Genomic DNA, 10,802 nt, shown 5'->3' with positions numbered 1-10,802 from the left:
GGGCCAAATTTTTGCCCGACGCAAAATTTGACTCATCTGTCAAAAATGTCGGCGGCCAAAGAAAAAGGCGGCGTCCCGGTCAGGCGCGCCGCCCGTTTCTCAGCGCCGGTCGGGCGCTACCAGATCTTCACCCGGTCGGCCGGCGCGACGAACATGCCGTCGCCGGGCTTGACGCCGAACGCCTCGTAGAAGGCGTCGATGTTCTTCACCGGCACGTCGACGCGGTACTTGGGCGGCGAGTGCGGGTCCGAGACCAGTTGCTGGCGCATCATGTCCTCGCGGTACTTGCCGCGCCACACCTGCGCCCAGCCCAGGAACACGCGCTGATCGCCGGTCTGCCCCTCGATGACGGGCGCCGGCTGGCCGTTCAGCGACAGCCGATAGGCGTCCAGCGCCACCAGCAGCCCGCCCAGGTCGGCGATGTTCTCGCCCATGGTGAGGTCGCCGTTGATGTGCGCGCCGGGCAGGACCTCGACCGCGGCGTACTGCTGGCCGAACTTCTTGGCCTGGGCGTCGAACTTGGCCGCGTCCTCGGCGGTCCACCATTCGGCCAGGCGGCCGTCGCCGTCCGACTTGCGGCCCTGGTCGTCGAAGCCGTGGGTGATCTCGTGGCCGATCACCCCGCCGATGCCGCCATAGTTCACCGCCGGATCGCCGTCCGGGTCGAAGAACGGCGGCTGCAGGATGGCGGCGGGGAACACGATCTCGTTCTTGGTCGACAGGTAGTAGGCGTTGATCGTCGCCGGGGTCATCAGCCATTCGGCCTTGTCCACCGGCCCGCCCAGGCGCGCGACCCGATAGTTCCAGTCGAAGGCGCTGGCGCGCTTGACGTTGCCGTAGAGGTCGCCGTCCTCGATCCACAGGCCGGAGACGTCGCGCCACTTGTCCGGATAGCCGATCTTCGAGCCGAACTTGGACAGCTTCTCCAGGGCCTTGGCCTTGGTCTCCGGCCCCATCCAGTCGAGGTTCTCGATCCGGCCCTTCATGGCGACTTTGATGTTGGCGACCAGCGCCTCCATCTTCGCCTTGCTCTCCGGCGGGAAGTAGGCCGCGACATAGAGCTTGCCCAGCGGGTCGCCCAGGTTGCCGTCGGTCGCCGCCACCGCCCGCTTCCAGCGCGGGCGCTGCTCGGGCTGGCCCGACAGGGTCTTGCTGCGGAACTCGAAATTGGCGTCGACGAAGTCCTGCGACAGGTAGGGCGCGGCCTGGTCGGTCAGGTGGAACGCCGACCACGCCTTCAGGGTGTCGAGCGGGGCGTCGGCAAAGATCTGGGCGATCTTCGGGAAGGCGGTGTTCTGGGCGACGACGACGTGGTCGACCTTGTTCAGCTTCGCGCCCTTCAGGTAGGCGGGCCAGTCGAAGCCGGGCGCGTACTTCTGCAGCTCGGCGACCGTGAACGGATTATAGGTCTTGTCGTCGTCGCGGCTCTCGGCCCGCGTCCACGACGCCTCGGCGATCTGCGTCTCCAGGGCGAGGATCGCCGCGGCGTGCTCGGCGGGCCTGTCCCAGCCGGCCAGGGTCAGTTGCCGGGCGACATAGGCCTCGTAGGCCGCCTTCTGCGTCTGGAAGCGGTCGCTCAGATAGTAGTCGCGGTCGGGCATGCCCAGCCCGCCCTGGTTGATATAGACCGTGTACTGATCGGGCGCTTTGGCGTCGTCGTGGATATAGGCGGCGAAGAACGAACGGCCGAACCCGCCCATGGTCGCGCCCATCAGGCCGGCGAGCTGGGCCTTGGTCCTGGCCTTGCGGATGGCGGCCAGGTCGCCGGCCAGGGGCGCGGCGCCCAGGGCCTCGACCTTCGCCTCATCCATGTAGCTGCGGTAGAAGGCGCCGACCTGGGCCTCCTCGCCGGTCGCCGCCGGATTGGCCGCGGCCTTCTCGGCCACCGCGCGCATCCGTTGCTGCGAAAGCTCCTGCAGCGCGTCGAAGGCGCCATAGCGCGAGCGGTCCGAGGGGATCTCCAGGTTCTTCAGGTACGCGCCGTTGGCGTATTCGAAGAAGTCGTGCGACGGGGCGACCGAGGTGTCGCGCCCGGCCATGTCGAAGCCCCAGGGGCCCATCCGGGGGGCCTTGGACAGATCGGGCAGGTCGTCCGCCAGCGCCGGGGCCGAAACGCAGAAAAGGGCGGCGGCGGAAACCGCGCCCAGCCAGAGGGTCTTCATCTTGGGGCCTTCTGAAGGTCTTGGGATGGGCGCGACCGTGGACCGGCCGCGCCCCCTGAGGCACGTTACTTTTTTGTTACGTTAGGCGTCGGTCGCCAGGGCGGCGATCGCCTGGGCCTTCAGCGCCTTGTAGTCGAGCTTGCCGTTCGGGGCGCGGGCCACGGGGGCCAGCACCAGCTCGCGCGGGGCCTTGTAGTCGGCCAGCAGGCCCTTCACGTGGGCCGACAGCTCGGCCAGGGTCGGCAGGTTTTCGCCGCCGAAGTCCACAATGGCGCCGATCCGCTCGCCGAAGCGCGGGTCGGGCAGGCCGACCACGGCCGCGTCGCGCACGCCTGGGAAGCGCTTCAGGGCTTCCTCGACCTCTTCGGGGAAGACCTTCTCGCCGCCGGTGTTGATCACCTGCGAGCCGCGGCCCAGCAGGGTGATCGAGCCGTCGGCCTCCACCGTCGCCCAGTCGCCCGGCACGCTCCAGCGCCGGCCCTCGAAGGTGCGGAAGGTCTTGGCCGACTTTTCCTCGTCCTTGTAGTAGCCGATCGGGGTGTGGCCGCCGACGGCCACCAGGCCGCGCACGCCCGAGCCGGGCTCGACGCGCACGCCTTCCTCGGTGAACACCGCGGCGTTGGGGCCGGTCACGAACTTGGCGGTGCTGGTCGCCTGGCCCGCGCCCGAGGTCGAGGACGCCAGGCCCAGGGCTTCGGACGAGCCGAGGCTGTCCATCAGCATCACGTGCGGCAGGTGCTTGAGCAGGCCCTGCTTGTTCTCCAGGCCCCACATGGCGCCCGACGAGGCGATGCGCTTCAGCGACGGCATCTTCCAGCGGCCGGGATTGGCCTCCAGCGTCTCCAGCATCGGCGCGGCGAAGGCCGGGCCGACGATGATCAGGCCGGCGGCCTCCAGCCGTTCGACCTCGTCGAACAGCACGGCCGGATCGAACTTGCGGCTGGTCAGGGTGGCGACCGCGCCGCCGCCGATCAGGGTCCCGAACGAGATGAACTGGCCGGTCGCATGCATCAGCGGCGCGACGGGGATGGTGATGTTCAGCGGCGCGCCCGAGGCGTCCACCGCCTTGGCCCGCTGGCCGCCCTCGTCGATGGTCTCCAGCGGCGGCAGGCCGAGCAGCAGGTTGGCCCCGCCGCCCAGCGCCTTGAACAGATCCTCCTGGCGCCACATCACGCCCTTGGGCATGCCGGTGGTGCCGCCGGTGTACATGATCAGCAGGTCGTCGGCCGAGCGGCCCCACGGCGCTTCGAAGCGGTCGGCGCCTTCGCTCACGATGGCGTCGTAGTCGACAGCCCAGTCGGGGACCGGATGGCCGGCTTCCGGCACGGCGATCCAGATCTTCACCTTCGGCAGGCGCCCGCGCACCTTGTCGGCCATTTCGGCGAACGAGGCGTGGAACACCACGGCCTCGGCGTCGGCGTTGTCGAACAGATAGGTCAGCTCGTCGCCGCCGTAGCGATAGTTGGTGTTGAACGGGGCCAGGCCCGCCTTGAACGCGGCGTAGTAGCTCTCGAGGTACTCGGGCCCGTTATAAAGATAGGCCGCGACCTTCGACTGCCGGGTTAGGCCGGCGTCGACCATGGCCTTGGCCAGGGCGTTGGCGCGGCGGTCGAACTGGCTCCAGGTGATCTTCCGCTCGCCGTGGATCAGGGCGGGGCGATCAGGGGTGGCGGCCGCCACCGACTCCCACAGGTTGGCGTAATTCCAAACCAAAACGATCCTCCATTCTTAAAATATGGAGGGCATAGACGACGCGAGGGGCGGCGCTGTCAACGCCGCCCAACGACCGGAGCTCCGCCTTGCGGCGCAACGCCTAGTGATGCTGGTGGGCGTCCGCCGCCGGCGCCTTGGCGGGGGCCGCGCCCGGGGCCGCCGCGGCGACCTGGAACTCGACCTTCAGCTTCGCGCCGCTCTTGAACACCAGCGTCGCCGGCAGCCGATCGCCCAGCCGGGTCGGCTGGGTCAGCCCCAGGAACATCACGTGGTAGCCGCCCGGCGCGAAGGCGAGCGACTTGCCGGCCGGGATCGTCACCCCGGCGTCCTGGCGCTCCATCTTCATCACCCCGCCGGCGGTCGAGCTGCGGTGGACCTCGGTCCTGCGCGCGGCGGCGGTCTCGACCGCGACCAGGGTGTCGGCCGCCGCCCCGCGGTTGGTGATGGTCATGAAGCCGCCGCCGTTGCCGTTGGCGGCGGCGGGCCGGCTCCAGGGATCGACGACCTCCAGGGTCCCCAGGCGATAGACGGCGGCGTGGGCCGCGCCGGCCAGGGCCAGGGCGCAGGCGGCGGCGATGATCGGAAGGTGGCGCATGACGGTTCCTAGTGTCGGTGGGTTTCGGCCGGGACGGGCGAGCGAGGGCAGGACGATCGCATTCCCCTGTGGTTCGTCATGGCCGGGCCGGCAGGTCCTGGCCATCCATAGGCGCCGAGCTGCGCCGAAGAACCCCGGCGGGTATGGATCCCCGGCGCGCTTGCGCGGCCGGGGATGACGATCAAAGGAAGGGGGACGTCGCCGTATGCGTTCGCCCCGCATGGACGAGGGGGGAAGTCCGCGATCCTCAGAACGCCCATGTCACGCCTCCGAACACCGAGCGGCCTTCGCCGGGATAGAACACCGCCTTGGAGGCGCTGGGCAGGCGCGCGTCGGTGACGGCGCTGAAGTTCGAGACATAGCGCTCGTCGGCCAGGTTCCGCGCCTCGACGAACAGGCTGACCCCGTCTGGGCCGCGCCAGCCGCCGCCCAGCGACCACACCGCATAGGAGGGCGCCTTCAGGGTGTTGGCGTAGTCGACATAGGTGTCGGTGATCGACCATTCGACCGAGGGGGCGATGAACCAGCCGCTGGCGTGATCGTAGCGCAGTTCGGCGCGATAGAGGTGCTCGGGCACGACCGGCAGGTGGTTGTCGCCATAGACGCCGTCGCCGTCGAAGCGGAAGTCGGACCAGGCGTAGGTCTGCCGCAGCCGCAGTCCACCGAGCTTCCAGTCGACGCCGGCCTCCAGGCCCTGGTGGATGGTCGGGCCGGCGTTGAACGTCGCCGCCGGGATGCTGGGCGAGACCACGAAGTTCAGCAGCTCGTTCTCCAGCTCCGCGCGATAGAGCGCCACGTCCCAGGCCAGGGCCCCGCGCCGCCCGCGCGTGCCTATCTCGGCGGTCCACGCCTCCTGCGCCTTCAGCGGCGCGAAGCCGACGAACGGGCCGGTCTGGACCAGGGCGCTGAAGTTCGGCGGCTCCACCGACCGGGTCAGGTTGGCGAAGGCCTGGGCCCCGTCCTGCGCCTGCCAGAGCAGGCCGATCCGCGGCGCGAACCACTCGTAGGTGATGGAGCGGTCGGCGCCGTGGTCCAGATTGTTGCGGAACTGCCGGTTGGCCGAGCCCAGCGAGCCGCCGCCCACCAGCGCGAGCTGGCCGGTCACGAACACCCGGCCCTCGGCGAAGACGTCCAGGGCGCGGGCGTTCTGGGCGCTGTCGGCCCGCTTCTCGCCTCGGGACGACTTCAGGTTCACCCATTGCAGCGCGTCCAGGTCACCCAGCCGCGCCGAGGCGCCGACGAACAGGTCCGCGCGCCGCCCGGCAAGTTCGCTCTCGACGTCGAGCCGCCCGAAGGCGCCCCAGTTGCGGCTCTCCTGGTCGAGCACCTGGAAGATCGGATGGTCCAGGTCCTTCCATCCGGCGTAGACCCCGCCCTCGAACACGGCGTTGTCGGCCACCCGCCAGCGGGTCTGCAGCGTGCCGCGGACGCTGCGCATGTTGCGCTGGTACTCGTTGGCCAGGTTGCCGGGATTGGCCTTGCGCGGGTTGGTCAGCGCCTGGGGCAGCTCGACCGAGCCGGGGATCTCCTGGTCGACATTGTGGCCCGAGAGGATGAAGCGCAGCTCGCGGTCCTCGCCGAAGCTCCGGCCGATATTGAGCGAGACGTGCTGGGCGCTCTGGTCGCTCTGCTCGCGCCAGCCGTTGGCCGAGATGGCGGTGGCGGCGGCGAACAGGTCCCAGTCGCCGGACTGGCGCGCGACCTCGGCATGGCCGCGGATCGTGCGGTACGAACCGCCGTCCAGCCGCAGCAGGTTCCGCGCGCCGGCGTCCTTGCCGGTCGGCGTCACCATGTTGATCGCCCCGCCCAGCAGCGCGCCGCCGAAGCGCAGGGCGTTGCCGCCCTTGTAGACCTCGGTGAAGCGGGCGATCAGCGGGTCGATCTGCTGGAAGTCGCCATAGCCGTCGGCCTCGTTGAACGGCACGCCGTCCTGGGCCAGCAGCGTGCCGCGATTGTGGTTGGGGTTGCCGATGCCCGAGCCGCGGATCGCCAGCCGGGTGTCGTCGCCCCACTTCTTCTGGGCGAAGACGCCGGGCACGTCGCGCAGGGTTTCCGACAGCCCCTGGGCGTAGCGGTCGCGATAGGCCTCGGCCGAGACCACGGCCACGGCCCCCGGGGTCTCCGACAGCCGCCGGCGGGCGTCGGCCACGACCGGCGGGTCCTCCGGATCGGGACGGGCGGTGACCACCACCGCGTCGACCAGCGGGCCGGCCTCGTCGGCGTGGGCGAAGGCGGGGAAGGAAAGGGCGGTGGCGGCGAGCAGCAGCGCGCGCGGCGAGGCGCGCAGGAAGGCGAACATGATCAAAGGAGTCCCTGGACGAACGAGAAGAACCGCAGGCGCTCAGGCGCTGCGGGCGAAGTCAGCTCAGACGTTCAGGGAAGGCGGGCCTTGGCCCGGAGGGCGCGGCGGGGCGCGGGCGCGCGGCTGCAGCGGCCGGGCCGGCGCCGCGTGGCGGACCAGGACGACGGCGTAGGCGACCGGCGCCACGGCCAGTTCGGGGGTGACGACGACGGCCAGGGTCGCGGCCAGGCAGTCGTGGCAGGGCAGGCCGGCGAAGCCGCCCTTGCGCTCCTGGCCGTCGGCGCCGATGGCGACGGTCTTGGCGCCGTCCTCGGTGCAGAGCTCGACGCGGACGGTCGAAAGCGATTCGGCCGCCATGGCCGCGGCCGGCAGCAGCGCCTGGGCGAGCAGCGCCACGAGGGCCGCAAGGACCCCCAGGCTCGCCCGCGCTGCGCGCTTTTTTCGGCCGAAGTGCATGGGCGGGCGTCTTAAGGGGCTGGCTATGGGTTACGCAAGAGGCGTCGAAACCCCATAGTGGCGCTCATCACAGAAGGAGAGCGCATGGAAGGCCACGTTTCGCCCGGCGAATACAAAGACGTCGTTCTCTTTCTCGCCACCGCCGGCGTGATCGTGCCCTTGTTCCGTCGCTGGCGGATCAGCCCCATTCTCGGCTTCCTCGGCGCCGGGGTCGTGCTCGGCCCGTTCGGCTTGGGGGCGCTCAGCGACAACTTCCCCTGGCTCTCCTATTTCACCATCGCCAACGCCGGCGAGATCGCCCAGCTCGCCGAGTTCGGGGTGGTCTTCCTGCTGTTCATGATCGGGCTGGAGCTCTCGTGGGAGCGGCTGCGCCTGATGCGGCGATGGGTGTTCGGCATGGGCGCCCTGCAGGTGACGCTCTGCCTGGCGGCGATCGCCCTGGCGGGGATGACGCTGGGCCTCGACATCGCGCCGGCGGTGGCCATCGGCTCGGCCCTGGCGCTCTCGTCCACCGCCGTGGTCATGCAGATCCTGACCGAGCACAAGCGCCAGCATTCGCCCGCCGGCCGCGCCACCTTCTCGGTGCTGCTGTTCCAGGACCTGGCCGTCGCCCCGATCCTGGTCACCCTGGCCATCCTCGGCCGCGGCGGCGACGGCGAGGTGTTCTCGCCGCGGCTGCTGCTGGCCTTCGCGCCGGCGGCGGTAGGGGTGATGATCCTCGTCGCCTTCGGCCGGCTGCTGCTGCGCCCGATGCTGAAGTCGGTCGCCCGGGCCAAGAGCGAAGAGCTGTTCATGGCCGCCTGCCTGCTGGTGGTCATCGGCGCGGGGCTGGTCAGCGCCCTGACCGGCCTGTCCATGGCGCTGGGCGCCTTCATCGCCGGCCTGCTGCTGGCCGAGACCGAGTACCGCCACGAGGTCGAGGTCACCATCGAGCCGTTCAAGGGCCTGCTGCTCGGCCTGTTCTTCCTCTCGGTCGGGATCGGCCTCGACCTCTCGCTGCTCGCCGCCCAGCCGTGGCTGATCCTGGGCATGTCCGTCGGGGTGGTGGCGCTCAACGCCACCGTGGTCTTCGGCCTGGGGCGGCTGTTCGGCCTGCCCTGGCGCGGGGCGGTGGAGGCCGCCCTGCTGCTCGCCGGCGGCGGCGAGTTCGCCTACGTCATCCTCTCGGCGGCGATGGGCGACGGCATCGTGCCCCGGCCGCTGGGCCAGACGGTGCTGGTCTCCTCGACCATCTCGATGATGTGCATCCCGCTGCTGGCGGCCCTGGGCCTGAAGCTGGGCGGTCGCAAGACCGGCGGCCAGGCGCTCGCCTCCGAACCTGCGCTCCCGGTCAATCCGTCCACGGACGAGGCCCCCCGGGTGCTGGTGGTCGGCTACGGCCGGGTCGGCAAGCTGGTCGGCGACATGCTGCACCGCCACGACATCCCCTGGGTGGCGGCCGAGCGCGATCCCAAGCTGGTCGAGGCCGCCCGCCACGCCGGGGAGTCGATCTATTTCGGCGACGCCTCGCGGCAGGAGTTCCTGCGCCGCTGCGGGCTGGAGACCGCGCCGGCCCTGGTGGTGACCATGGATTCGCCCGAGGGGGTGGAGGCGATCGTCGCCACCGCCCGCGCCATGCGGCCCGACCTGACCATCGTCGCCCGCGCCCGCGACGCGCGCCAGGCCCAGCGGCTCTACGAGCTGGGCGCCACCGACGCGGTGCCCGAGACGGTTGAAGCTAGTTTACAATTGTCCGAAGCGGTTCTGGTTGAGATCGGCGTGCCAATGGGGCTAATCATCGCATCCATCCACGAGCGACGTGACGAGTTCCGCAAGGCGCTGAACCGGCCGGAGGCTCTGGGCGGGCGGGTCCGCCGCTACCGGCGCGCGCAAGAAAACTGACGGTTCTGCGGAACCAAGGTGTGGGGCCCACGTTGTCCGCTCGAACGGGGGCGGGGATTCGCGTCCTAGGCGAGGGGCTGTATGTCGTCCGATCAGGGGAGTGCTTGTCAGCCGCATGCGGACGGACGCGTGCTGCTCGGGCTGGACGGCTCTCGTAACTGCGCCCATAGTTCAAGAGAATCAAAAGGCTCCGGCCTTTCAGCGCGCGCGCTGTTCCGCGCGACGCTGATGAAGACCGGAAGCCCAAGCAAGAGATTCGGCGCCGTGATGCACACTAGGCGCATCGCCGGCGACCGGACGGGAGATGTGTCTCTCGCCCCGAAGTTGATCGCCGAGGGGAAGAATGTGTAACGTTCTTGAGTTGGTTTGACGGGCGTCGGCGAATTGGCGGGGGTGTTGCCTCAGCGACACTTTCGTAATGGTTCGGCCTTGTTATAACAGCGCTGGGTCATTTGGCCGCAGCAGAGGGCAAGAGAGGGCTCTGAATATGAAATTCAAACTCCTAGCGGGGGCCGCCCTGGCTGCGGTCTTCGCCGCGTCGGGCGCTTCGGCGCAAGAAGTTGGCTGGTACGGCGCTGTCGACCTTGGCTATCACTGGCCTGAAGGTATCGAGGCGGAATCGTCCAACAACTCGGCTGCTGGCACGCCCTACAACTGGACGTTCGACCAGGAAGAAGATTGGACCGGCTTCGCCCGTCTCGGCTACCAGCTGAACGAGCATTGGCGCGTCGAACTCGAAGGCGGCTACCGCCCCGGCGACGTGAAGTCGATCCGCGGCGGCTCCAACAACGCCATCCTCGGCCTCTGCACCCCGGGCGTGGTTCGCTCGGCGGCGGCCCCGAACTGCGGCGCGGCCTCGGGCGACATCACGTCCTGGACCGTGATGGGCAACGTGCTCTATGACTTCGCCCCCGGCGCGGTCATCAATCCGTTCATCGGCGCCGGCATCGGGATCAACCACGTCTCGGTCGACACGCGCGGTCAGTTCTCGTCGGTCACCGGCGCCTTCAGCGCCGCGAACCCGGCCCATCAAGACCTGACCATCGATGACGACGACACGGCCCTGGCCTGGCAACTGATCGCCGGTCTGGCCTGGCGCGCCACCGATCGCCTGAACGTCGACCTGACCTACCGCTACCTGGGCGGCACGGACCTCGACTTCGCGTCGGTCGGTTCGCACGCTCTGCAACCGGGCGTCTTCACGGGCGAATACACGGACCAGTCGGTGACCGTCGGCCTGCGCTATTCCTTCGCTGCGCCGCCGCCCCCGCCGCCGCCTCCGCCGCCCCCGCCGCCGCCTCCCCCGCCGCCGCCTCCCCCGCCGCCGCCGCCGCCGGCGTATGAGGCCCGGCAGTTCATCGTCTACTTCCCGTTCGATCAGTACGTGCTGACGCCGGAAGCCCAGACGGTGATCCAGGAAGCTGCGACCTACGCGACCAGCGGCAACGCGACCCGCGTGATCGTGGTCGGCCACACCGACACCTCGGGTTCGGCTGCGTACAACGTCCGCCTGTCGGAACGTCGTGCCAAGGCCACCGCCGACGCCCTCGTGGGCCTGGGCGTGAACCAAGGCGCGCTGCAAGTGGATTGGAAGGGCGAAACCGAACTCGCCGTCCCGACCGCTGACGGCGTGAAGGAACCGCTGAACCGCCGCTCGACGATCGACATCAACTTCTAAGTCGATCTCGGCGAT

7 protein-coding genes are annotated in these 10,802 nt (G+C 69.7%); 2 read left to right on the top strand and 5 right to left on the bottom strand.

Annotation, left to right across the window (positions count from 1 at the left end; translation table 11 throughout):
- Window positions 1–116 precede the first annotated feature (116 nt).
- The 5 genes from RTL41_RS02475 to RTL41_RS02455 form a co-directional block, all read right to left on the bottom strand.
- Complete coding sequence (locus RTL41_RS02475; protein ID WP_312160974.1) at window positions 117–2,162, bottom strand: M13-type metalloendopeptidase; 2,046 nt, start codon at window positions 2,160–2,162, stop codon at window positions 117–119.
- An 81-nt stretch (window positions 2,163–2,243) separates the two neighbouring features.
- Window positions 2,244–3,875, bottom strand: a complete 1,632-nt coding sequence (locus RTL41_RS02470) for an AMP-binding protein (RefSeq protein WP_312160972.1) — start codon at window positions 3,873–3,875, stop codon at window positions 2,244–2,246.
- A 100-nt stretch (window positions 3,876–3,975) separates the two neighbouring features.
- Window positions 3,976–4,470 carry a copper chaperone PCu(A)C gene (locus RTL41_RS02465; protein ID WP_312160969.1) on the bottom strand — a complete coding sequence of 165 codons (495 nt, stop codon included), beginning with the start codon at window positions 4,468–4,470 and terminating at the stop codon, window positions 3,976–3,978.
- A gap of 247 nt (window positions 4,471–4,717) precedes the next feature.
- On the bottom strand, window positions 4,718–6,769 hold the full coding sequence (locus tag RTL41_RS02460; protein WP_312160967.1) for a TonB-dependent receptor domain-containing protein: 2,052 nt from the start codon (window positions 6,767–6,769) through the stop codon (window positions 4,718–4,720).
- Window positions 6,770–6,835: 66 nt separating this feature from the next.
- Window positions 6,836–7,168, bottom strand: coding sequence for a DUF2946 domain-containing protein (locus tag RTL41_RS02455; RefSeq protein ID WP_312160965.1), 333 nt, complete (start codon window positions 7,166–7,168; stop codon window positions 6,836–6,838).
- A gap of 144 nt (window positions 7,169–7,312) precedes the next feature.
- Here RTL41_RS02455 and RTL41_RS02450 point away from each other — a divergent pair, with 144 nt between their 5' ends.
- Together RTL41_RS02450 and RTL41_RS02445 are read left to right on the top strand one after the other, a co-directional pair.
- Window positions 7,313–9,109, top strand: a complete 1,797-nt coding sequence (locus RTL41_RS02450; protein WP_312160963.1) for a cation:proton antiporter — start codon at window positions 7,313–7,315, stop codon at window positions 9,107–9,109.
- Between the two features lie 487 nt (window positions 9,110–9,596).
- Complete coding sequence (locus RTL41_RS02445; RefSeq protein WP_312160961.1) at window positions 9,597–10,787, top strand: outer membrane beta-barrel protein; 1,191 nt, start codon at window positions 9,597–9,599, stop codon at window positions 10,785–10,787.
- The last annotated feature ends 15 nt before the right edge of the window (window positions 10,788–10,802 follow it).

The organism is Phenylobacterium sp. (assembly GCF_031984885.1).
Classification (GTDB): Bacteria; Pseudomonadota; Alphaproteobacteria; order Caulobacterales; family Caulobacteraceae; genus Phenylobacterium.
This window is presented reverse-complemented; position numbering and strand designations above follow the sequence as displayed.

What these genes read in the sequence shown, in the direction of transcription:
- RTL41_RS02450 (WP_312160963.1), top strand. Translation starts at nt 7,313, where the DNA reads ATGGAAGGCCACGTTTCGCCCGGCGAATACAAAGACGTCGTTCTCTTT.
- RTL41_RS02445 (WP_312160961.1), top strand. Translation starts at nt 9,597, where the DNA reads ATGAAATTCAAACTCCTAGCGGGGGCCGCCCTGGCTGCGGTCTTCGCC.
- RTL41_RS02465 (WP_312160969.1), bottom strand. Translation starts at nt 4,470, where the DNA reads ATGCGCCACCTTCCGATCATCGCCGCCGCCTGCGCCCTGGCCCTGGCC.
- RTL41_RS02460 (WP_312160967.1), bottom strand. Translation starts at nt 6,769, where the DNA reads ATGTTCGCCTTCCTGCGCGCCTCGCCGCGCGCGCTGCTGCTCGCCGCC.
- RTL41_RS02475 (WP_312160974.1), bottom strand. Translation starts at nt 2,162, where the DNA reads ATGAAGACCCTCTGGCTGGGCGCGGTTTCCGCCGCCGCCCTTTTCTGC.